Genomic DNA, 22,985 nt, shown 5'->3' on the forward strand with positions numbered 1-22,985 from the left:
GGGCGGCCCGGCGCCGACGCCTCAATCGGTGCCGGGTCCGCCCGACCGTCGGAGGAGCACAACGATGACAACGCAGCGCACCCGCTCGCTCGGGCGCCCGACCCTCGACGCGGTCGCGGCCCGCGCCGGCGTCGGGCGCGGCACGGTCTCCCGCGTGGTCAACGGCTCGCCGCAGGTCAGCCCGGAGGCCCGGGCCGCCGTCCAGCAGGCCATCGCCGAGCTGGGGTACGTGCCGAACCGTGCCGCCCGTGCGCTGGTCACCCAGCGGACCGACTCGGTCGCACTGGTCGTGTCCGAGTCGGGGGAGCGGGTCTTCACCGAGCCGTTCTTCGCGGCCATCGTCCGGGGCGTCAGCTCCGGGCTGGTGGAGACGCCGATGCAGCTCTGGCTGGCCATGGTGCAGTCGCCGATCGAGCGGGAACGGGTCGAGCACCACCTGACCAACCAGCACGTGGACGGCGTACTCCTGCTGTCGCTGCACGACGCCGATCCGCTGCCCACGCTGCTGGAGGAGCGCGGCCTGCCGACAGTGCTCGGCGGCCGTCCGGCGCGGATGCTGCACCCGAACGCGCAGCCGGCGTGGTTCGTCGACATGGACAACGTCGGCGGCGCGCGGCAGGCGGTCGAGCACCTGTTCCGTCAGGGCCGACGGCGGGTCGCGACCATCGCCGGCCCGCAGGACATGGGCGCCGGCCTGGCCCGGCTCTCCGGCTACCAGGAGGCCGTGCGTGCGTCCGGCAGCCGGGTCGATCCGGGCCTGATCGCGTACGGGGACTTCAGCGAGGGCAGCGGCACCGCGGCCATGCGCCGGCTGCTCGACGTCTGCCCGGAACTGGACGCGGTGTTCGTCGCCTCCGACCTGATGGCGTTCGGCGCGTTGCGCGCGTTGCGCGAGGCCGGCCGCCGGGTGCCCGAGGACGTGGCGGTGATCGGCTTCGACGACGCCCCGATCGCGCGTCAGGCCGAGCCGCCGCTGACCACCGTGTTCCAGCCGGTGGAGGAGATGGGCCGGCAGATGGCCCGGCTGCTGGTCTCCCGCATCCGGGGCGAGGAGGTCCCCTCCCCGCACGTGCTGCTGGACACCGAGCTGATCCACCGGGCCTCCGCCTGACCAACCCCGGCGGGGGAGCCGGTCAGGACCAGCGGCGCAGCTCGCGGCGGGCCAGCGAGGCGCGGTGGACCTCGTCGGGGCCGTCGGCCAGGCGGAGCGTGCGGGCCGCCGCCCACAGCTCGGCCAGCGGGGTGTCCTGGCTGACCCCGGCTCCGCCGTACGCCTGGATGGCCTTGTCGATCACCCATTCAGCCATCAGCGGGGTAGCGATCTTGATGGCCTGGATCTCGGTGTGCGCGCCCTTGTTGCCGACGGTGTCCATCAGCCACGCGGTCTTGAGCACGAGCAGGCGGGCCTGCTCGATCCGGACGCGCGACTCGGCGATCCACTCACGGACCACGCCCTGCTCGGCGAGCGGGCGGCCGAACGCGACCCGGTCGAGCACGCGCCGGCAGAGCAGCTCCAGGGCCCGCTCGGCCATGCCGACCAGGCGCATGCAGTGGTGGATCCGGCCGGGGCCGAGCCGGGCCTGGGCGATGGCGAACCCGGTGCCCTCCTCGCCGACGAGGTTGTCCACCGGCACCCGGACGTCGGAAAAGTCGATCTCGGCGTGCCCACCGTGCGGGGCGTCGCTGTAGCCGAAGACCCGCATGCCGCGGCGTACCGTCACGCCGGGGGTGTCCCGGGGGACCAGGATCATGCTCTGCTGGCGGTGCCGGTCGGCGTCCGGGTCGGTCTTGCCCATCACGATGAAGATCTCGCAGCGCGGGTCCATCGCCCCGGACGACCACCACTTGCGGCCGTTGATGACGTAGTGGTCGCCGTCGCGGACGATCCGGGTGGCGATGTTCGTCGCGTCCGAGGACGCCACCTCCGGCTCGGTCATGCAGAACGCGGACCGGATCTCACCGGCGAGCAGCGGCATGAGCCACTGCTTGCGCTGCTCCTCCGAGCCGAACTCGGCCAGCAGTTCCATGTTGCCGGTGTCCGGCGCGGCGCAGTTGAGCGCCTCCGGGGCCAGGTGCGGGCTGCGGCCGGTCAGTTCGGCCAGCGGCGCGTACTGGAGGTTCGTCAGCCCGGCGCCGTAGCGGGCGTCGGGCAGGAACAGGTTCCACAGCCCGCGCTCCCGCGCCTGCGCCTTCAGCTCCTCCATCACCGGCGGGCGGGCCCACGGGTCGCCGGCGGCGGCCACCTGCTCGTGGTGCACCGGCTCGGCCGGGTACACGCACTCGGTGAGGAACGCCTCCAGCCGCTGCCGCAGCTCGACCGTCCGGTCGTCGTACGCGAACTCCATCTAGCTCTCCCTCACCGCGTGCAGCCCGTGTGCCACGAGCGGCGCCACCATGTCGCCGATCCGGTCGAAGCCCTCGCCCAGCGTCTGCCCGAGCGTGTGCCGGTAGTGGATGCCCTCGCAGATCACCGCGAGCTTGAAACAGCCGAGCGCCACGTGCCAGTGCAGCGGGCCGACGTCGACGTCGCTGCGCCCGGCGTACCGCTCGATCAGTTCGGCGCCGGTGGGGAAGCCGGCCCGCGGCCCGATGCCGTCGGCGACCGGGTTGCCCTCGCCGTGGTCGCTGTCGCCGAGCACGTCCCAGTACGTCAGCAGCAGCCCGAGGTCGGCCAGCGGATCGCCGAGCGTGGCCATCTCCCAGTCGAGCACCGCCCGCACCGCCACCGGGTCGACGGTGGCGAGCAGGTTGTCGAGCCGGTAGTCGCCGTGCACGATCCGGCCCGCGTTCGCGCCCTCGGGCACGCTGGCGGCCAGCGCGTCGCGCAGCTCGTCGATGCCGGGCAGCGGCCGGCTGCGGGACCGGTCGAGCTGGCCGGCCCAACGGCGTACCTGCCGGGCCAGGTAGCCCTCCGGGCGGCCGAAGTCGGCCAGCCCCACCTCGGCCGGCTCGACCCGGTGCAGCGTGGCGAGCGTGTCCATCATCGCCACGGCGAGGTCGCGCCGCTGGGCGGCGGTGAGCGCGTCGGTCTGCTCCCGCCGTCGGTAGACCTCGCCGTCGACCTTCGCCATCAGGTAGAACGGCGCGCCGATGACGCTCTCGTCGGCGCAGAGCAGCAGCGCCTCCGGCACCGGTACGCCGGTCGGCGCGAGCGCCGAGATCACCCGGTGCTCGCGGGCCATGTCGTGCGCGGTGGCCAGCACGTGCCCGAGGGGCGGCCGGCGCAGCACCACCTCGCGGTCACCGGCGTGCAGCAGGTAGGTGAGGTTGGACTTGCCGCCGGCGATCAGCCGCGCCGACAGCGGCCCGCTCAGGTCCGGCCGGTGGACGGCCAGGTGGGCGGCGAGCCGGTCGAGGTCGAGCCCGCGGGGGGCCGGACCGGTCGAGGGCGCGGCGACATCGGCGGCCGGATCGGTCATCCGATTAGTTGATGGCAGCTCAGCTTTGTTGTCAAGGTCGGGTTTTCCCGGCGGGACATGCCCTTGCAACAGGGGCGAAATGGTCAACCGGCAGGCTGGGCCCCAGCCTGCCGGCCGCTCGGCCGGCCCGCCGAGCGGAGGGGATCAGACATGCTGCTGAGAGTTCGGGTGACCCTGCCGGACCGTCCGGGCACGCTCGGCCAGGTGGCCCGGACACTCGGCGTATCCGGCGCGGACATCGTGCAGGTGGTGGTGCTGGAACGGCTCGGCGGCCGGGCGGTGGACGACTTCACGGTGGTCTGGCCGGGTGCGGCGCGGGTGGAGCGGATGCTCGCCGGGCTCGCAGCGATCCCCGGCGTCCGGGTGGACGGGGTGTGGCGGGCGATCGGCGCGCCCACCACCACCGGGCAGGACGCCGAACTGCTCGCCCAGGTGGCGGCGAACCCGGTCGACGGGGTGGCGACGCTCGTCGACGCGGTGCCGGGGCTGCTCGCCGCGGACTGGGCGGTGGTCGCCGTCGTACCCCTGGACTGGGCCTCGCGCAGCGGCGAGGCCGGCGTCGCCGCCATCGGACATGCGAGCTGGCGGGCGCCGGTGCCGCCGCGGCTGCCGGAGGTGACCCCGCTGCGGGCGCGCGCCATGACCAGCCCGGACGGGCACCACTACGCGGTGGCGCCGTTCGGCCGGGCCGGGCTGGTGCTCGTGGTCGCCCGGGACCACAGCGAGCCGCTCGCCGCCGCTGGGTTCCACTCCACCGAGGTGGACCGGCTCGCCCAGCTCGTCCGCGCCAGCGCGGTGATCCTCGGCGACCGGCTGGACCTGGTCGGCACGCCGCCCGTGACCACCGTCACCTGACCGGACGGCCCGCGTCACCCCGGGGCAACGGGCCCGCAACAGGCGCACGGCATGGTCGGTGCCGAGGAAGGGAGACAACCATGGCGCTGTGGCGGATCCGAGCCACCGTGGACGACCGGCCGGGCTACCTGTCGGTGCTCACGGCGAGCCTCGCATTGCGCGGGGTCAACATCCTCAGCGTGCAGGTGCACACCACCGAGGCCGGCGCTGTCGACGACTTCCTGGTCGACGCGCCCGAGCAGGTGACCGAGGCGGAGCTGCGGGCCGCCGTGGAGCGGGGCCGGGGCCGGGACTGCTGGATCGCGCGCAGCGGGGCGCGCGGGCTGGCCGACGAGCCGACCCGGCTGCTCGGGCTCGCCGGGCGGCTGGTGCGTGACCCGGAGGCGACCGGCGAGGTGCTGCGGACCCTGCTCGGCGCCGACACGGTGACCTGGCGTCCGACGCCCGCCGCCGCGCCGGGCGGGGTGGGCGGCACCACGATGGTGCTCGCCGACCCGGCCGGCGGCGCGCACGAGCTGCACCGCCGGGAGCCGAGCTTCACCCCGGCCGAGTACGCCCGCGCGCAGGCCCTGGTCGAGTTGGCCGCGACGCTCGCCCGGCGGGACGCCGACCGGATCACGCTGGTGCTGCCGGACGGCGGTGAGGTGTCGGTGCGGGCCGCGACCGCCGAGGACGTCCCCGGCGTACGCGACCTGCACGCCGCCTGCTCGGCGCGCAGCCGGCAGCGGCGCTACCTGAGCGGTGCGGCGGACCCGTCGCCGGCCCGGCTGCGCCGGCTGCTGGAACCGGCGCGGGGCGTGACACTGCTCGCCACGGCGGGCTCCGGCGGGGCGGCGGAGCCGGTCGTGGCGATGGCGAACCTGCTCGGCGAGGGCGACGAGGCCGAGGCGGCGCTGCTGGTCCGCGACGACTGGCAGCGGCGGGGCCTCGGCTCGGCGTTGCTGCGCCGCCTGGTCGGCCACGCCGACCGGGCCGGCTACGCCGCCGTGCTGCTGCACGTGCAGTCCGAGAACACGCCGATGCTGCGGACGCTGCGCCGGCTGGACCGGCCGGTGGCGATGGAACGCGACGGCAGCGTGCTGACCGCGACGCTGCCGCTGGCCCCACGGCCGCGAGTCGAGCCCGCCGCGCGGGCCGAGGTGACGGTGCCGGCGCAGCGGTCGAGTTGAGCTGACGGCCGCCGGCCGGATCCCGGAGGTGCGCCGCAACGGCGCGGCACACCCGAGGGGTACGGCCCGGACGGCCGAAACCGGCGCGGTCACGCGCCACAGGGGCCGACCTCCGATACGGGGGACGGTGACACGGCGGGGCTCCCGATGCGGGGGCCCCGCCCGTCTGTGTGCGATCAGGTGGCCGGGTAGCTGCTGTAGTCGGGGAAGTTGCCGTAGAGCCGGCCGTCACCGCCCACAGTGACCGCCTGCACGAGCAGGTCGCCGCCGACGAACGCGCCCTTCCAGGACGCGCCCCGGCCGCCGAACGGCTCGTCCCGGTCGCCCCGGGAGCGCGGCTTGTTGATGCCCACCTTGAACGCCTGCAGGTCCACCGCCAGCTTGCCGGCGAGTTCCTCGTCGTCGCAGGCGAGCGACGCGACGAGCGCGCCGTTCGAGGCGTTCATCTGAGCCAGCAGCTCGTCGGTGGTGTCCACCACGACGATGGTGTCGACCGGGCCGAACGGCTCGGCGTGCATGAGGCGGGACCGGCCGGGCGGGGCCAGCAGCACGGCCGGTGCGACGTACGCGGACGTGTCCTGCCCGTCCAGGAACGGCGCGCCGTCCAGCTTGCCTCGATGCAGCGGCACGGCACCGCCGCGTACCGCCTCGTCGACCTTGCGCCGCAGCTCGTCGGCCTTGGCGGCGCTGATCAGCGGCCCGAAGGCCAGCTCGGGCAGCGGGTCGCCGGCCGACCAGTCGTCGCCGACGGCGAGCGGGTGCCCGAACCGGATCGAGCGGACAACCGGCAGGTACATGTCGAGGAACTCGTCGACCAGGTCGCGCTGGACCACGAACCGGGGGTACGCGGTGCAGCGCTGCTTGCCGTACTCGAAGCCCTTGCGCAGGTGGGCGGCGAGCGAGTCCCACTGGGAGAAGTTCCAGATGCCCCAGGCGTTCAGGCCCTCCTGCTCGATGAAGTGCCGCTTGTCGCAGTCGAGCAGCGCGGCGGCGACCTTGCCGCCGTTGGAGCGTCCGCCGACGAACGCCACCGCGCCGATCTCCGGCGCGCGGACGAGTACCTCGGACAGTTCCTCGCCGCTGCCGGACAGCAGCGTGGCGGGCAGCCCGGCGCGGCGCATCAGCGCGTGCGCGACGGTGAGGCAGACCGCGCCGCCCTGCGACGGCGTCTTGGCGATGACCGCGTTGCCGGCGAGCAACTGCACCAGCTCGGCGTGCACCAGCACGCTCATCGGGTAGTTCCAGGAGGCGATGTTGCTGACCGGGCCGGGCAGTGGCTCCCGCCCGTCGGCGAGCATCCGCTCGATCTCCTGCACGTACCAGCGCACGCCGTCCAGCGCGCGGTCCACGTCGGCGCAGGCCAGCCGCCACGGCTTGCCGATCTCCCAGACCAGCAGCAGGGCGAGCAGGTCGCGGTGTGCGGTGAGCGCGTCGAGGGCGTCGGTGACCCGGGCGACGCGCTCGGCCAGCGGGGTCCGCGCCCACTCCCGGTGCGCGTCGGCGGCGTGGGCGACGGCGGCGCGGGCCGTGTCGGCGTCGAGCCGGGCGAGGTTCACCAGAACGGTGTTGTCGACAGGGGTGCGTACGGCGGTGGGCGTGCCGAGCGCCCGCCAGTCGCCCTGGACGAGGTTGTGCAGCGTCGTGGTGCCGTCGGGGCCGGTGCCGAACGCCTCGGGCGTGGCGGCCACCGCCCGGGCGAGGGTGTCGGACCAGGAGGTGCCCTCGGCGAGTCGTAGAGCCATCGCGATCTCCTCAGTGTCGTCCGGGGAGCGGCGGCGTCGATGGCACCGCAGGTGAGGCGTACTGTCCCGCGGGCCGAAGCGGCCGGGCAACCGTACGCTCGTATGCCAGGACGGCCGCGCCGCCGGCGACGCCCTCGCGGGCGCATTCGCCACCGTGGCGATGCCGCTGAGCTGGGACCGAACGCGCTCGATATCGAGGTTAATCGATGGTGTGATCCAGCTCCCGATGGTTACCCGCGAGTACGCCCGGCGCCTCGGATCAGCGCGCTCTTCCCCTGTGATGAACGGCGCATTACATTGTCGATTGTCCATGTGGGAGCGCTCCCGAACCTCTCACGGACACCCCACCACCACCGCCACGCGCGGCAGCCGGAGCCCTGCGAGACCGTCCCCGCTCCGGCTGCCGCCCGGCGCCAGCCACAGGAGCTCGCCATGCCCCGTCCGATTCCGCCGCCCGGAGGCCGGTCCCGGCTGCGCCGGTTGCTCGCCGTCGGCGCCGCGCTGGCCGTCGGCGTGGCCACGGCCGTCGCCGCCCCGCCGCCCGCGTCCGCCGCCCCGCAGGCCGCGGCCACGTTCAACTACGCCGAGGCGCTGCAGAAGTCACTGTTCTTCTACGAGGCGCAGCAGTCGGGCCGCAAACCCTCCTGGAACCGGGTCTCCTGGCGCGGCGACTCCGCGCTCACCGACGGCGCCGACGTCGGCATCGACCTCACCGGCGGCTGGTACGACGCCGGCGACCACGTGAAGTTCGGCTTCCCGATGGCGTTCAGCGCCACCATGCTGGCCTGGGGCGCGGTCGAGTACCGCGACGGGTACGTGGCCTCCGGCCAGCTCACCCACCTGCTGAACAATCTGCGCTTCGTCAACGACTACTTCGTCAAGGCGCACCCCGCTCCGAACGTCCTCTACGGACAGGTCGGCAAGGGCGACGACGACCACAAGTGGTGGGGTCCGGCCGAGGTGATGCCGATGGTGCGGCCCGCGTACAAGATCGACGCGAGCTGCGGCGGCGCGGACCTGGCGGGGGAGACGGCGGCCGCGATGGCCGCCTCGTCGATGGTGTTCCGGCCCACCGACGCGGCCTACGCGGACAAGCTGCTCGGCCACGCCAAGCAGCTCTACACGTTCGCCGACACCGTGCGGAAGAGCTACCACGAGTGCATCACCGACGCGACGAGCTTCTACAAGTCGTGGAGCGGCTACCAGGACGAACTGGTCTGGGGCGCGATCTGGCTGTACCGGGCCACCGGCGACGCCACCTACCTGGCCAAGGCCGAGAGCGAGTACGACAAGCTCGGCACCGAGCCGCAGTCCACCACCCGCTCCTACAAGTGGACCATCGCCTGGGACAACAAGCAGTTCGGCGCGTACGTGCTGCTGGCGAACCTGACCGGCAAGCAGAAGTACGCCGACGACGCCAACCGATGGCTGGACTACTGGACCGTGGGCGTCAACGGGCAGCGGGTGCCGTACTCGCCGGGCGGGATGGCGGTGCTCGACTCGTGGGGCGCGCTGCGGTACGCCTCCAACACCGCGTTCGCCGCGCTCGTCTACAGCGACAAGACCACCGACACCACGCGCAAGGCGCGCTACCACGACTTCGCCGTCCGGCAGATCAACTACGCGCTCGGCGACAACCCGCGCAACTCCAGCTACCAGATCGGCTTCGGCGCCAACTCGCCGCGAAACCCGCACCACCGCACCGCGCACGGCTCCTGGTGGGACAGCCAGACCGTACCGACCGAGACCCGGCACGTGCTCTACGGCGCGCTGGTCGGCGGCCCGTCGGCGGCGAACGACGCGTACACCGACAGCCGGTCGGACTACGTGATGAACGAGGTCGCCACCGACTACAACGCCGGCTTCACCTCCGCGCTGGCCCGGCTCGCCAACGAGTACGGCGGCAGCCCGCGCGCCGGTTTCCCGTCCGCCGAGACGCCCGACCTGGACGAGCTGACTGTGGAGACCACAGTCATGCAGGCCGAGCCGCGCGCCACCGGGCTCAAGGCGATCATCTACAACAAGTCGGCGTTCCCGGCCCGGGCGCTGACCACCGGTAAGTTCCGGTACTTCTTCCGGCCCGACGGCACCGGACCGGTGACAGTCACACCCGGCTACACCCAGGGCTGCCCGTCCCCGTCGGCGGCGAAGCAGTTCTCCGGCGACATCTGGTACGTCGAGGTCGACTGCACCGGCTACACCATCGCGCCCGCCGGGCAGTCGCAGCACCGGATGGAGGTCCAGTTCAAGATCGGGGTGCCGGAGGGCGGCACCTGGGACCCGACGAACGACCCGTCCTACCAGGCCACCGCCGGGCCGAACCCCAAGGTGCCGCTCTACTCCGGCGGCGTCCGCGTCTGGGGCGAGGAGCCCGGACCGGCCACGCCGGACACCACCGCGCCGTCGGTGCCCGGCACGCCCGTCGCGTCCGCCGTCACGTCCAGCGGGCTCACGCTGACCTGGGCCGCGTCCACCGACACCGGCGGCAGCGGCCTGGCCGGGTACGAGGTGACCCGTACCTCGGCCGGCACCGACCCGGTCGTCACCGCCTCGACCGGGGCAACCCTGGCCGTGACCGGGCTGGCGCCGGAGCGGACGTACCAGTTCACCGTGCGGGCCCTCGACGGCGCCGGCAACCGGTCCGCGTCGTCGGCCGCGGTCAGCGTCACCACGCCGGCCGGCCCGGCACCGGACACCACCCCGCCGACCGCACCCGGTACGCCCACCGCCTCCGCGGTCGGCCCGACCGGCCTGACGCTGACCTGGGGCCCGTCCACCGACGCGGTCGGCGTCACCGGCTACCGCGTCTACCGCGGCGGGAGCGTCCTGGTCGGCTCCACCACCGGCACCACGCTGGCGGTGACCGGGCTGACCGCCTCCACCACGTACACGTTCACGGTGGTGGCGGTGGACGCGGCCGGCAACGTCTCGCCCGCGTCGCCCGGCGTCACGGTGACCACCACAGCCCCGCCCGCCGTCGGTGCCTGCGCGGTGACCTGGACGGCAAACACCTGGGACACCGGGTTCACCGCGAACGTCACGATCGCCAACACCGGCACCACGGCGATCAACGGCTGGACGCTGGCGTTCACGTTCGGCAACGCCGGGCAGAAGGTCGGGCAGGCCTGGTCGGCGAACGTGACCCAGACCGGTACGGCGGTGACCGCGTCGAACCTGTCCTACAACGGGACGCTGGCGCCGGGGGCGTCGACCAGCTTCGGCTTCAACGGCACCCACACCGGCGCCAACCCGAAGCCCGCCGCGTTCACGCTGAACGGCTCCGCCTGCACCGTGTCCTGACCGTCGAGGCGGCGTGGCGTGGCCGGTGCCGCACCGGGCGACCGGCCACGCCACGCCTCGCGAGGCGAGAACCTTTCCGAAACGTTTCCGAAACACCATTGTCCTCGTCGATGCGCGATGAAAGCATCGACGGAGCTAGATACCCAACCGAGACGTCCAGTCGTCTTCGCCCCGACGGCCTGGGTGTTGGCCAGTAAGGAGGCCAAGATGGCAATGAGCCCATCCATTCATCGCGGCGGGAGCCGGCGGCGGCGATCACCGGCCGTCCGGGCGCTGCTCGCCGGCGCGGTCAGCGCCGTGACGGTGGCCGCCGTCGCGGTCATGATGCCGTCGGCGAACGCCGCCGCGTCCACGCTGGGCGCCGCCGCCGCGCAGTCGGGCCGCTACTTCGGCACCGCCATCGCTGCGGGCCGGCTCGGCGACTCGACGTACAGCACGATCGCGGCGCGTGAGTTCAACATGATCACGGCTGAGAACGAGATGAAGCCGGACGCGACGCAGCCCCAGCGGGGCCAGTTCAACTTCTCCTCCGGTGACCAGATCTACAACTGGGCGACCCAGCGTGGGCTGAAGGTCCGTGGCCACACGCTGGCCTGGCACGCGCAGCAGCCGGGTTGGATGCAGAGCCTGAACGGCAGCAACCTGCGGCAGGCGATGATCGACCACATCAACGGGGTGATGGCCCACTACCGGGGCAAGCTGGCGGCGTGGGACGTGGTGAACGAGGCGTTCAATGAGGACGGTAGCCGCCGTAGCTCGAACCTGCAGGGCACCGGTAACGACTGGATCGAGGTGGCGTTCCGTACCGCGCGGGCGGCCGACCCGTCGACGAAGCTCTGCTACAACGACTACAACATCGAGAACTGGTCGTACGGCAAGACGCAGGGTGTCTACAACATGATTCGGGACTTCAAGTCCCGTGGTGTGCCGATCGACTGCGTGGGTCTGCAGACCCACTTCACCGGCGGCAGTTCGCTGCCGAGCAACTTCCAGACCACGCTGCAGAACTTCGCCGCGCTGGGTGTGGACGTGGCGCTGACCGAGGTCGACGTCACCAACTCGTCCACCAGTCAGTACGCGGGTCTGACGCAGGCGTGCATCAACGTGCCGCGCTGCATCGGCATCACCGTCTGGGGCGTGCGTGACAGCGACTCGTGGCGCTCAGGCGAGAGCCCGCTGCTGTTCGACGGCGGCGGCAACAAGAAGGCCGCGTACAACTCGGTCCTCAACGCGCTCAACGCGGCCGCCCCGACCTCCGGGCCGACCACGACCCCGACCACGGGACCGCCGCCCAGCGGTGGCGCCGGCCAGATCGTCGGCGTGCAGTCGGGCCGGTGCATCGACGTGCCGAACTCCTCGCAGAGCAACGGCACGCGGGTCCAGCTCTACGACTGCAACAACCAGTCGAACCAGCGGTGGACGTACACCTCCAGCAAGCAGCTGACGGTCTACGGCACCAAGTGCCTCGACGCGAACGGCGCGGCCACCGGCAACGGCACCGGAATCATCATCTGGGACTGCAACGGCCAGTCGAACCAGCAGTGGAACATCAACTCCAACGGCACCATCAGTGGCGTGCAGTCCGGTCGCTGCCTGGACGTCTGGGGTACCGGCAACGGCCAGCAGATCCAGCTGTACGACTGCCACGGGCAGACCAACCAGCAGTGGCGGACCGACTTCGGTGGCGGCACCACGCCCCCGACCACGCCGCCGCCGACCACGACGCCCCCGCCGGGCGGCTGCTCGCTCCCGTCGACCTACCGGTGGTCGTCGACCGGCGCGCTGGCCAACCCGCAGAACGGCTGGGTCTCGCTCAAGGACTTCACCAACGTGGTCTACAACGGCAAGCACCTGGTCTACGGGTCGTACGTCAACAGCAGCGGCCAGTACAGCTCGATGAACTTCACCCCGTTCACGAACTGGTCCGACATGGCCTCGGCCGGCCAGAACGGAATGAGCCAGGGCACCGTGGCCCCCACCTTGCTGTACTTCGCGCCGAAGAACATCTGGGTGCTGGCGTACCAGTGGGGACCGACCTCGTTCAGCTACAAGACGTCGAGCGACCCGACGAACGCCAACGGGTGGTCCTCGGCGCAGACGCTGTCCACCGCCACCCTGCCGGACGCCCCGTACGGCGTCATCGACCAGACCCTGATCGGTGACGACCAGAACATGTACCTGTTCTTCGCCGGGGACAACGGCAAGATCTACCGGTCGAGCATGCCGCTCGGGAACTTCCCGGGCAGCTTCGGCTCGAGCTACACGACGATCATGACCGACTCGACGAACAACCTGTTCGAGGGCGTCGAGGTCTACAAGGTGGCGGGCCAGAACCAGTACCTCATGATCGTCGAGGCGATCGGGAGCCAGGGACGCTACTTCCGGTCGTTCACGTCCAACAGCCTGAACGGCTCGTGGACCCCGCAGGCCGCCACGGAGAGCAACCCGTTCGCCGGCAAGGCCAACAGCGGCGCCACGTGGACCAACGACATCAGCCACGGTGACCTGGTCCGCACCAACCCCGACCAGACCAAGACCATCGACCCCTGCAACCTGCAGTTCCTGTACCAGGGCAAGAACCCCGGTGCGGGCGGCGACTACAACCTGCTGCCGTGGCGGCCGGGTGTGCTGACCCTCCAGCGCTGACCGTCACACAGTTACCGGAAGGCGTGCCCGGCACCCGCGTGGTGCCGGGCACGCCGTTCGTTCAGCCGGCCAGGTCCTCGGCGAGCAGGTCCATCAGCAGCGCGTCGTGCCAGCGCCCGTCCGCCCCGCGCTCGTAGCGCCGCATGATGCCCACCGGGCGGAACCCCACCTTCGCGTACGCCCGGATCGCCGCCGTGTTCGCCGCCGCCGGGTCGATGGTGAACCGGTGGTGGCCGTACTCGTCGATCAGGTGCCGGACCAGGGTGCGGATCGCGTCGCCGCCCAGCCCCGAGCCGCGTACCGCCGGGTCGAGGAAGACGTCCAGGCTGGCGTGGCGGTAGTCGGGGTCGGTCTCGGCGTACCACTGGATCGCGCCGACCAGCCTGCCGTCGTGCTCGACGGCGTAGGTCGTCAACGCGTCGTCGGCCAGGTCGGCCCGGACCGACTCGGCCAGGTCGTCACCGCCGCGCCACCAGCGGCGCACCTCGGGGGTGGCCCGGATCGCGGCCAGGGCGGGCACGTCGGCGTCGGTCACCGGCCGCAACGTCACCGCCCGCCCCCGCAGCACGCCTCAGCCCCGCCGCTCGCCGTGCTCGACGCAGACCGCCGACCAGCCGGCCGGTACGACCTGCACCTTCATCCGCCGGCGGCAGGACGCGCACCAGCGCGGCGGCTCCCACGCCCGCGCCGCCTCGCACGCCGGGTGCGGCCCGGCCGTCACCGACTCGCCGCACCTGTCGCACCAGAGCGCGGCGGGGGCGGCCGTGGCGGGGGAGGATTCGGTCACCGCTGCCTCACAGGGTCGCCGAGAGCGCCTTCACCGGCATCTTCAGGTCTTCCAGCAGCTTCAGGTCGGCGTTGGCCGGGCGACCCAGCGTGGTCAGGTAGTTGCCGACGATCACCGCGTTGATGCCGCCCAGCAGGCCGTCCCGGGTGCCCAGGTCACCGAGGGTCAGCTCGCGGCCGCCCGCGTACCGCAGGATGGTGCGCGGCATGGCCAGCCGGAACGCGGCGATGGCGCGCAGCGCGTCCTTGCCCTCCACCACCGGGCGGTCACCCAGCGGCGTGCCGGGGCGCGGGTTGAGGAAGTTCAGCGGGACCTCGTGCGGGTCCAGCTCGGCGAGCTGCGCGGCGAACTCGGCGCGCTGCTCGACCGTCTCGCCGAGGCCGAGGATGCCGCCGCAGCAGACCTCCATGCCGGACTCGCGGACCATCCGCAGCGTCTCCCAGCGCTCCTCCCACGAGTGCGTGGTGACCACGTTCGGGAAGTAGGAGCGGCACGTCTCCAGGTTGTGGTTGTAGCGGTGCACGCCCATCTCGACCAGTTCGTCGACCTGCTCCTTGGTGAGCATGCCGAGCGAGGCGGCGACCTGGATGTCGACTTCGGCGCGGATGGCGGCGACGCCCTCGCGCATCTGCTTCATCAGCCGGGCGTCCGGGCCACGCACCGCGGCCACGATGCAGAACTCGGTCGCCCCGGTCGCGGCGGTCTGCTTCGCGGCCTCGACCAGCGCCGGGATGTCCAGCCAGACCGAGCGCACCGGCGAGGTGAACAGGCCGGACTGCGAACAGAAGTGGCAGTCCTCCGGGCAGCCGCCGGTCTTCAGCGAGACGATGCCCTCGACCTCGACCTCCGGACCGCACCAGCGCATCCGGACCTCGTGGGCGAGCTGAAGCGCGGCGGGCAGGTGCTCGTCGGGAAGGTTCAGCACCGCGAGGACACCGGCCTCGTCGAGGCCGACGCCGTTGCCCAGCACCCGCTCCCGGGCCTGGTCGAGGATCTCTGGCATGGCTCGTAACCTAACAGGCCACCGTGAGCGCGGGAAACCACCGCCGCCGGCCCCCCGGCGAGCCGGGACCGCGCCACGCCGGGGCCCTCGGCGCGGGTGGTAACTTCGCCCCGCGGAAGCGCCCGGCGGGGGGCGGGAGTCGGCGGGAGGGGACGGCACGGTGGCGGACTGGCTGGCGGCCCTGGACCGCCGCGCCGAGCTGCGGGCCCGGGCGGGACTGACCCGCACGCTGCGCCCCCGCGCCGCGGACGACGCCGTTGTCGACCTGGCCGGCAACGACTACCTCGGCCTGGCCACCCACCCCGAGGTCACCGCCGCCGCAGCGCAGGCCCTGTCCGCGTACGGGCTGGGTGCCACCGGGTCGCGCCTGGTGCGTGGGTCCACCGACGCCCACCACGCGCTCGAGGACGACCTGGCCGACTGGCTCGGCGTCGACCGGGCGCTCGTCTTCTCCTCCGGCTACCTGGCCAACCTCGCCGCCGTCCGGGGACTGGCCCAGCCGCGTACGCTGCTCGTCTCCGACGCCCACAACCACGCCTCGCTGATCGACGGCTGCCGGATCTCCGGCGCCGAGACGCTCGTGACGCCGCACGCCGACGTGGCGGCGGTGGCCGCGGCGCTCGCCGCCGCGCCCGGCCGCCCGGCGGTGGTGGTGACCGAGTCGGTCTTCTCCGTCGACGGTGACCTGGCCCCGCTCGCGGAGCTGCACGCGGTGGCCCGCCGCCACGGCGCGCTGCTGCTCGTCGACGACGCGCACGCGCTCGGCGTCACCGGGCCGGCCGGAGCCGGCGGGGTCGCCGCCGCCGGGCTCGCCGGCGCGCCCGACGTGGTGGTCACCGCGACGCTCTCCAAGGCGCTCGGCGGGGCCGGCGGCGTGGTCGCCGGGCCGGCCGAGTTCGTCCGCCACCTGGTGGAGACCGGCCGCACGTTCATCTTCGACACCGCGCCGCCGCCCGCCGTGGTGGCCGGGGTCCGCGCCGCGGTACGCCTGGCCCGCGACGGCGACGCGCTGCGCGCCGAGCTGGCCGACCGGGTCGCCGCGGCGGTGCGCCGGCTCGGTGCGGCCGGGCTGTCCGTGTCCGCCCCGGACGGCGCCGTGATCTCGGTGACCGCGCCCGGACCGCAGGAGGCGACCGCCTGGGCCGCCGCCTGCCGGGACCGGGGCGTGGCGGTCGGCTGCTTCCGTCCCCCGTCCACCCCGGACAGCCGCTCCCGGCTGCGGCTCACCGTCAGCGCCGGGGTGGACCGGGCCGGCTTCGACAGCGCCCTGGACGTGATCGTGGAGTGTGCGCCATGAGCTTCGGCGACGCCTGGACCGGGCCGGTGCTGGTGACCGGCACCGACACCGAGGTCGGCAAGACGGTGGTGACCGCCGCCGTCGCCGCCGCCGCGCAGGCGGCCGGCCTGCGGGTAGCTGTGGTCAAGCCCGGCCAGACCGGTACGGCGACCGGCGAGCCCGGCGACGTCGACTCGGTGACCCGGCTGGCCGCCCCGCTCACCGGCCGGACGCTCGCCAGCTACCCCGATCCGCTGGCCCCGCTGGCCGCGGCCCGGGTGGCGGAGCTGCCGCCGCTGGAGCTGTACAACGCGGTCGACGCGATCCGCGAGGAGGCGGACAAGCACGACCTGGTGCTCGTCGAGGGCGCGGGCGGGCTGCTCGTACCGATGGGTTTGCGGCCGTCCGGCGAGCCGTGGACGGTGGCCGACCTGGCGGTGTCGCTCGGCGCACCGGCGGTGGTGGTGGCGCGGGCCGGGCTCGGCACGCTCAACCACACCGCGCTGACGCTGGAGGCGCTGGAGCGGCGGGCCGTCCCGGCCGGCGTGGTGATCGGCGCCTGGCCGACCGAGCCGGAGCTGGTGCACTGGCTCAACCTGTCCGAGCTGCTGCCGAATCTGCTCGGCGCGGTACCGGCCGGCGCGGGCGGCATGGACCCCGGTGTGTTCCGCCGGTCCGCGCCCGGCTGGCTCACCCCCGCCCTCTACGGCGTGCTCGACGACTGGCGGGCCTGGGCCGAGGAGACCTGACTTTCGTCGGTGCCCGGCCCGGCCGGGCGTGGGTAGCGTGACCGCCGTGGAACCCCGCGAACGACAGCGCCGGGCCGGTGACCTGCTGCTCTGGGCCGTGCTCGCGGCGCCCGTCGCGTACGGCCGGCTCACCCCGCCGCAGATCGGCGAGCTGCCGCCGCTGGCCGCCGCGCTGGCGCTGCTCGGCACGGCGGTGTGGATCGGGCGCCGGTGGCCGCTGGTCGCGGTGCTCGCGGTGGTGGCGGGCTCGCTCGTCGACGGCAACGTCGTGTTCGCCATCCCGGTCTTCGGCTACCTCGCCGGGCAGCGCAGCGACCGGGCCGCACCGGCCGCCGCCGTCTTCGCCGCCATCGCGGTCACCGGCTCGGTGCTCAACCTCGGGCTGCTCGGCACCGAGCCGTCCACCTGGTTCCTGCTCTCCTCGGTGCTGCTGTTCGCCGGGGTGTTCCCCTGGCTGCTGGGCCGGCTGCGGCGGCAGCACCGCGCGCTCGCCGACGCCGGGCTGCGCCACGCGCAGGCCGAGCGCCGGGCCGAGGTCGAGCGGGTACGCCTGCGCGAGCGGGCCCGCATCGCCCAGGACATGCACGACTCGCTCGGCCACGACCTGAGCCTCATCGCGCTGCGGACGGGCGCGCTGGAACTGGCGCCGGACCTGTCCCCGGCGCACCGGGCGGCGGCCGGTGAGCTGCGGGCCAGCGTCGCCGCCGCCACCGAACGCCTGCACGACGTGATCGGCGTGCTGCGCGAGGAGCGCACGTTGCGGCCGCCGGGGGAGACGGTCGCCGACGTGGTCGACGGCGCGCGCGACGCCGGGATGACAGTCGACCTGCGCGGCGACGAGGCGGACCTGCCGCCGCTGCCCGCGCACGCGGTGCACCGGGTGGTCCGGGAGGCGCTCACCAACGCCGCCCGCTACGCCCCCGGTGCCCCGGTCACCGTCGATGTGGCCCGCGCCGAGGGCACTGTGACGGTCGCGGTGGTGAACGCGCCACCGCCGGCCGGTCCGCTGCCCGGGCCGCCGTCGCACGGCTCCGGGCTGCTGGCGCTGCGCGAGCGGGTACGCCTCGCCGGCGGCGCCCTGGACGCCGGTCCCCGCGACGGTGGCTGGGCGGTCACCGCACGCGTCCCGCTGGACCGGGCGGCCGGCCCCGGCACACCGGACGTGGGCGCCGACCCGCTCGCCGGTGCGGGCGTACCCCGGCGGGGTGAACCGGGGGATGCGGCCCGGCGGCTGCGGGAGGCCCGGCGGCGGGTGCGGCGAAGCCTGCTCGTCGCGATCGGCGCGCCCGCCGGACTCGCACTGGTGCTGGCGCTCGTCTACTACCCGCTCGCCACTGCGGGCGCGGTGCTGGACCGGTCCGGCTACGAACGGCTGCGGCTGGGTGAGCCGCGCGACGCGCTCGGGCTACCAGGGCGGCAGGCCGACCCGCCCGCGACCGGCGCCGCGCCGGGCTGCGAGTTCTACACCGACGGCAACTTCCCGTTCGCCCAGCCGACCTGGCGGCTCTGTTTCGCCGGCGGGCGGCTGGTCAGCAAGGAGCAGATCGCACGATGAGCGACGACCACGACCGCCCGCTGCGGGTGGTGCTCGCCGACGACGAGGCACTGGTCCGGGCCGGGGTCCGGGCGATCCTGGCCGCCGACCCGGGCATCGAGGTGGTCGGTGAGGCGGGCGACGGCCTCGCGGCGGTGGAACTGGTCCGCGCGCACCGGCCCCGGGTGGCACTGCTGGACATCCGGATGCCCCGCTGCGACGGGCTCAGCGCCGCCGCGCAGATCCGCCGGCTGGTGCCGGAGACGGCGGCGGTCATGCTCACCACGTTCGGCGACGACGACCTGATCGCCCGCGCGCTCGGCCACGGTGCCGCCGGGTTCCTGCTCAAGTCCGGCGACCCGCGCGAACTACTGGCCGGGGTGCGGGCGGTGGCCGACGGCGGGGCGTACCTGTCGCCGCGGGTCGCGCGCCGGGTGATCGAGCTGAGCGGGGGCCGGCTGGCCCGCGGCCCGTACGCGCGGGACCGGCTGGCCGGGCTCACCGACCGGGAACGCGACGTGCTGGCGCTGGTCGGCGCGGGACTGTCCAACGCCGAGATCGCCCGCCGGCTGCACCTCGTCGAGGGCACCGTGAAGAGCTACCTGACCAGCATCTTCACCCGGCTGGACGTGCGCAACCGGGTGCAGGCGGCGATCCTCGCGTACGAGGCGGGGCTGGTCCCGCCCACCGGCTGACCAGCCCCGCCCCCGTTCACGCGTCGCGCCGTGCCAGCGCCCATCGGCCCAGCGCCAGCGCGGCGGCGGCCCAGGCGGCGAGCACCAGCAGCCCCACCGCCGCCGGGTACGGCTCGGTGTCCCCGGCCAGGAAGTGGTTGCCCGCCACCCCGGGGAACGCGTCGGCGATCCGGGTGAGCACCGTGATGTCCGGTTCCTGCAACGACAGCGGCACGATCATCAGCAGCGCGAACAGGACGGTCAGGGCCAGTACCGCGCCCCGCAGCGCCGCCGCCAGGCCGAGCGCCAGCACGCCGATCAGCGCCAGGTACGCCGCGGCGGCCACCACGTCGGCCACCGTCGCGCCCAGCGGGGCGCGGCCCCACTCGCCCAGCACCGGCCGGGCCGTCGCCGCGCCGACGGTGCCGAGCAGCAGCCCGACGCCGAACGTCACCGTGCCCACCACCACTGCCTTGGCCGCGAGCACCCGCCCCCGCGACGGGGTGCACCGCAGCGTGGTGCGGATCGTGCCGGTGGTGAACTCGCTGGTGATCGCGAACAGGCCGAGCGCCAGCACCACGTACTGGGTCAGCTCCAGCGACCCGGCCACGATCTCGCCGACGCTCACCACGCCCGGATTGTCGGCCGGGTCGTCGTCGGTGTTGGCGTTCTGGGCGTAGATGGCGAGCTGGGCGCTGGTGGCCGACATGGTCAGCACCGCCGCGAGCAGCGTCCACCAGGTGGAGCGCACCGACCAGAGCTTCGTCCACTCGGCGGCCACCGCCCCGGCGAGCGGATGCCCGGCCGTGACGGGCCGGGCGGACTGCCGGGCCGGGTCGAGCGTGGACCGTTCGGTCATCGGGTGCCACCTCCGGTCGGGCCGGCGGCGTACTCCACGCTGTCGGCGGTCAGTTCCAGGAACGCCTCCTCCAGGGAGGCGGCGACGGGGGTCAGCTCGTGCAGGCGTACCCCCATCTCGTGCGCCAGGTCGCCGATCCGGCCGGCGGTGCTGCCCGCGACGGACATCCCGTCCCCCTCGGCGGTGACAGTCGCGCCCTCGGCGGCCAGCCGGTCGCCGAGGGCGGCGAGCGCGGCCGGCTCGGGACCGCGTACGCGGACCGACGCGGCGGGCCGGGCGGCGATCAGCTCGGCCAGCGGCGCGTCGGCCACCAGCCGGCCACGCCCCAGCACCACGACCCGGTCGGCGGTCTGCTGCATCTCGCTCATCAGGTGGCTGGACACGAGGACGGTGCGCCCCTCGTCGGCGAGACGGCGGGTGAAGCCCCGGATCCACCGCACCCCGTCCGGGTCGAGCCCGTTCACCGGCTCGTCGAGCAGCAGCACCGGCGGGTCACCGAGCAGCGCGCCGGCGATGCCGAGCCGCTGACCCATGCCCAGCGACAGCGCCCGGCCCGGCTTGCCGGCGGCGCGGGCGTCCAGGCCCACCAGGTCGAGCACCTCGCTCACCCGGCGGGCCGGTACGCCGTTGCTGCGTGCCATCGCCCGCAGGTGCGCCATACCGGAGCGGGCCGGGTGCACACCTGTCGCGTCGAGCAGCGCGCCGACCTCGTGCAGCGGGTGCCGCAGCGTGCGGTAGTCCCGGCCGTTGACCAGCGCCTGGCCGGCGGTGGGCCGGTCCAGGCCGAGCACCATCCGCATCGTGGTGGACTTGCCCGCGCCGTTCGGGCCGAGGAACCCGGTGACCTGCCCGGGGCGGATCTCGACGGTCAGGTCGTCGACGGCTGTCACGTCGCCGAACCGTTTCGTCAACGCACGAAGTGTGATCATGCGGCGACGCTATTCAGCCGGGATGCCCCCGCACCGCCGTCGAACGGCAGCCACCCACCCCGACTTTCGTCAGGTGCGGCGGACCACGAACGCGTCCGGCATCCGGAAGGTGAGGTTGTCCGGGCACCACGGCGGACGCACCACCGTCACCCCGTCGAGCAGCGCGGCCGCCTCCGCGACCACCACTGCGGCCTCCATCCGGGCGAGCTGCGCGCCGACGCAGCGGTGCGGCCCGGCGCCGAACGCCAGGTGCCGCCGCGAGCCGGGTTGCCCGGGGCGGAACTCGCCCGGCGCGTCGACCACGGCCGGGTCGCGGCCGGCGCGGGCCAGCCAGGCCACGATGCTGGTGCCCGCCGCCACCGGCACCTCGCCGAGCGCGGTGTCGACTGCTGCCACCCGCCGCCAGGTGACGATCGGCGGCTCCAGCCGCAGCCCCTCCTCGATTACGTCGTCCACGCCGATCTCACCGGCGCGCAGCCCGGCCCGTACCGCCGGTTCGCCGGACAGCCGGTGCAGCAGCAGGGTGAGGAACTGCGAGGTGGTCTCCTGGCCGGCGACCAGCAGGAAGAACAGCGCCCCGACGACCACGTCGGGGGAGTGCCCGGCGTCGCGCAGCCGCGCGGCGAGCCCGCCCCCGGTGGCGGCGAACTCCCGCAGCACGGTGTGGAACCGGCCCACCTCGGCGGCGAGCGCCAGTTGCCGGGACTCCTCCAGCGGCGCCCAGAACAGCTCCAGCGCGGCCCGGGCGAAGTCCTTCACCGCGCCGACCGGGGCGGCCGGCAGCTCGACCAGGCGGGCCAGCACCAGCAGCGGCAGGTCGGCGGCGAGGCCCGCGTACAGGTCGACCGGGCGGCCCGCGTCCAGCTCGGCGGCGAGTCCGGCCACCCGCTCCCGAACCAGCCCGGTCAGCCACCGGCGCTGGGCGTCCACCCGGTGCGGGTGCAGCGCGTCGGCGACGATGCCGCGGATCTCCGGGTGACTCGCGCCGCCGTTGTTCGCCAGCGTCGGCGGCAGCCGGAACCGGTGCCCGGCGAGGATCCGCAGCGCGGCCACCGGGACCGGGGTGACGGCGTCGAGCGCGTTGTCCGGCCGGAACGTCACCGGATCGGTGAGCAGCTTGCGGACGAGCGCGTGCCGGGTCACCACCAGGTGCGGCACGCCGACGTGGTCGACCACGGTGGCCGCGTCGGGCCACTGTTCGTCGACGGACTCCCCCCAGCCCCGGAACAGCACGCGGTAACGCTAGCGGCGGGCACCCGGCGGGTTCGGGTCCAGCTCCCACACGGTGGTGTGCTTCACCCGTACGCTCTCCAGCGCCTCGGACACCGGCACCTCGTACGCGGCCAGCTCGTGGAAGCGCTCGCGCGGAAGGAACGCCCGGCCCGGGTCGCCCACCAGGACGCGGGCACCGGAACGGGCGGCCTTGAGCAGGAAGCGCAGCATCCGGCGGGCCATCGCCTCGCTGTAGAAGACGTCCCCGGCCAGCACCACCTCCGCGTCGCCCGCGTCGGAGTCGAGGATGTCGCCGAGTTCGGCGTCGACGCGTACCCCGTTGGCCTCGGCGTTGAGCGCGACGGCGGCCACGGCCCGCTCGTCCACCTCGACCGCCCGGACGGCGGCGGCGCCGGCGCGGGCGGCGGCGATGGCGACCAGGCCGGAGCCGGAGGCCAGGTCGAGCACCCGGCGGCCGGCGACCGTGTCGGGGTGGTCGGTGACGTAGCGGGCCAGGCCCTGCCCGCCGGCCCAGGCGAACGCCCAGAACGGCGGCGGCTGGGAGCTGCGGAACTCGCCCTCGGTCAGCTCCCACAGACCGATCGGCTCGTCTGCCTGGTGCAGCCGCACCTCGGGTACGAACGCCACCGGGGCGAGGCGGGCGTGCAGCCGGACGAACGCGGCGGACAGCTCGGACATCGGAAGATTGTGTCCCACAGGGGTTCCGGAACCGATCCCGGGCGTGTCGCGGCGAGGTCGTGACCGGTTCACCACGCTCGGTGAAATCGCCCCCGTGTTGTGGCGTTGGATGCGAACACGCCCGTCTACCGG

At 73.9% G+C, this 22,985-nt stretch carries 19 protein-coding genes; 9 read left to right on the top strand and 10 right to left on the bottom strand.

Features of this window, described 5'->3' with window-relative positions; translation table 11 throughout:
- Positions 1-64 precede the first annotated feature (64 nt).
- The gene (locus O7611_RS06460; protein ID WP_135238999.1) at positions 65-1,111 is read left to right on the top strand and encodes a LacI family DNA-binding transcriptional regulator; all 1,047 of its coding nucleotides are present in this window, start codon (positions 65-67) and stop codon (positions 1,109-1,111) included.
- 22 nt (positions 1,112-1,133) lie between these two features.
- On the opposite strand, the gene O7611_RS06465 is transcribed toward O7611_RS06460, so the two are convergent.
- Together O7611_RS06465 and O7611_RS06470 are read right to left on the bottom strand one after the other, a co-directional pair.
- Complete coding sequence (locus O7611_RS06465) at positions 1,134-2,345, bottom strand: acyl-CoA dehydrogenase family protein (RefSeq protein ID WP_194803259.1); 1,212 nt, start codon at positions 2,343-2,345, stop codon at positions 1,134-1,136.
- Entirely contained in the window at positions 2,346-3,419 is a 1,074-nt protein-coding gene (locus O7611_RS06470) for a phosphotransferase family protein (RefSeq protein ID WP_269696384.1), read from the bottom strand. It lies immediately after the preceding gene.
- 150 nt (positions 3,420-3,569) lie between these two features.
- Between O7611_RS06470 and O7611_RS06475 the strand changes: the two genes are divergently transcribed.
- Positions 3,570-4,274 (top strand): amino acid-binding protein, encoded by a 705-nt coding sequence (locus O7611_RS06475; RefSeq protein ID WP_194803257.1) that lies wholly within the window; start codon positions 3,570-3,572, stop codon positions 4,272-4,274.
- Positions 4,275-4,354: 80 nt separating this feature from the next.
- A complete protein-coding gene (locus O7611_RS06480) occupies positions 4,355-5,443 on the top strand; it encodes a GNAT family N-acetyltransferase (protein ID WP_194803256.1) in 1,089 nt (362 codons plus the stop codon).
- A gap of 176 nt (positions 5,444-5,619) precedes the next feature.
- On the opposite strand, the gene O7611_RS06485 is transcribed toward O7611_RS06480, so the two are convergent.
- Positions 5,620-7,185, bottom strand: a complete 1,566-nt coding sequence (locus O7611_RS06485; RefSeq protein WP_194803255.1) for an aldehyde dehydrogenase family protein — start codon at positions 7,183-7,185, stop codon at positions 5,620-5,622.
- A 432-nt stretch (positions 7,186-7,617) separates the two neighbouring features.
- On the opposite strand from O7611_RS06485, the gene O7611_RS06490 reads away from it, so the two are divergent.
- Both O7611_RS06490 and O7611_RS06495 read left to right on the top strand, forming a co-directional pair.
- On the top strand, positions 7,618-10,485 hold the full coding sequence (locus O7611_RS06490; protein ID WP_269696385.1) for a glycoside hydrolase family 9 protein: 2,868 nt from the start codon (positions 7,618-7,620) through the stop codon (positions 10,483-10,485).
- Between the two features lie 207 nt (positions 10,486-10,692).
- Positions 10,693-13,131 (top strand): non-reducing end alpha-L-arabinofuranosidase family hydrolase, encoded by a 2,439-nt coding sequence (locus tag O7611_RS06495; RefSeq protein WP_269696386.1) that lies wholly within the window; start codon positions 10,693-10,695, stop codon positions 13,129-13,131.
- A 61-nt stretch (positions 13,132-13,192) separates the two neighbouring features.
- Here O7611_RS06495 and O7611_RS06500 read toward each other — a convergent pair whose 3' ends face one another.
- The 3 genes from O7611_RS06500 to bioB are packed head-to-tail and all read right to left on the bottom strand — an operon-like array spanning position 13,193 to position 14,921.
- Positions 13,193-13,699, bottom strand: coding sequence for a GNAT family N-acetyltransferase (locus O7611_RS06500; protein WP_194803252.1), 507 nt, complete (start codon positions 13,697-13,699; stop codon positions 13,193-13,195).
- 3 nt (positions 13,700-13,702) lie between these two features.
- The gene (gene bsaP, locus O7611_RS06505; protein WP_194803251.1) at positions 13,703-13,918 is read right to left on the bottom strand and encodes a biotin synthase auxiliary protein BsaP; all 216 of its coding nucleotides are present in this window, start codon (positions 13,916-13,918) and stop codon (positions 13,703-13,705) included.
- A gap of 7 nt (positions 13,919-13,925) precedes the next feature.
- Complete coding sequence (gene bioB, locus O7611_RS06510) at positions 13,926-14,921, bottom strand: biotin synthase BioB (RefSeq protein ID WP_194803250.1); 996 nt, start codon at positions 14,919-14,921, stop codon at positions 13,926-13,928.
- A gap of 160 nt (positions 14,922-15,081) precedes the next feature.
- Here bioB and O7611_RS06515 point away from each other — a divergent pair, with 160 nt between their 5' ends.
- The 4 genes from O7611_RS06515 to O7611_RS06530 are packed head-to-tail and all read left to right on the top strand — an operon-like array spanning position 15,082 to position 19,175.
- Positions 15,082-16,218, top strand: a complete 1,137-nt coding sequence (locus tag O7611_RS06515; protein ID WP_194803249.1) for an 8-amino-7-oxononanoate synthase — start codon at positions 15,082-15,084, stop codon at positions 16,216-16,218.
- Complete coding sequence (bioD, locus tag O7611_RS06520; RefSeq protein ID WP_135243865.1) at positions 16,215-16,946, top strand: dethiobiotin synthase; 732 nt, start codon at positions 16,215-16,217, stop codon at positions 16,944-16,946. The genes O7611_RS06515 and bioD overlap by 4 nt, the downstream gene beginning before the upstream one ends.
- Positions 16,947-16,992: 46 nt before the next feature.
- Positions 16,993-18,501 carry a sensor histidine kinase gene (locus tag O7611_RS06525; RefSeq protein ID WP_269696387.1) on the top strand — a complete coding sequence of 503 codons (1,509 nt, stop codon included), beginning with the start codon at positions 16,993-16,995 and terminating at the stop codon, positions 18,499-18,501.
- Complete coding sequence (locus tag O7611_RS06530; protein WP_194803247.1) at positions 18,498-19,175, top strand: response regulator; 678 nt, start codon at positions 18,498-18,500, stop codon at positions 19,173-19,175. The genes O7611_RS06525 and O7611_RS06530 overlap by 4 nt, the downstream gene beginning before the upstream one ends.
- A gap of 16 nt (positions 19,176-19,191) precedes the next feature.
- Here the strand turns inward: O7611_RS06530 and O7611_RS06535 are convergent, their stop codons facing one another.
- The 4 genes from O7611_RS06535 to O7611_RS06550 form a co-directional block, all read right to left on the bottom strand.
- Positions 19,192-20,013 carry an ABC transporter permease gene (locus O7611_RS06535; RefSeq protein WP_269696388.1) on the bottom strand — a complete coding sequence of 274 codons (822 nt, stop codon included), beginning with the start codon at positions 20,011-20,013 and terminating at the stop codon, positions 19,192-19,194.
- Positions 20,010-20,942 (bottom strand): ABC transporter ATP-binding protein, encoded by a 933-nt coding sequence (locus O7611_RS06540; RefSeq protein ID WP_194803245.1) that lies wholly within the window; start codon positions 20,940-20,942, stop codon positions 20,010-20,012. The genes O7611_RS06535 and O7611_RS06540 overlap by 4 nt, the downstream gene beginning before the upstream one ends.
- Before the next feature lie 69 nt (positions 20,943-21,011).
- Positions 21,012-22,175 (bottom strand): cytochrome P450, encoded by a 1,164-nt coding sequence (locus O7611_RS06545; RefSeq protein WP_269696389.1) that lies wholly within the window; start codon positions 22,173-22,175, stop codon positions 21,012-21,014.
- 9 nt (positions 22,176-22,184) lie between these two features.
- Positions 22,185-22,853 (bottom strand): class I SAM-dependent methyltransferase, encoded by a 669-nt coding sequence (locus tag O7611_RS06550; RefSeq protein ID WP_269696390.1) that lies wholly within the window; start codon positions 22,851-22,853, stop codon positions 22,185-22,187.
- Between the last annotated feature and the right edge of the window lie 132 nt (positions 22,854-22,985).

This window comes from Micromonospora sp. WMMC273, from assembly GCF_027460285.1.
In the GTDB taxonomy this organism is placed as follows: domain Bacteria; phylum Actinomycetota; class Actinomycetes; order Mycobacteriales; family Micromonosporaceae; genus Micromonospora; species Micromonospora aurantiaca.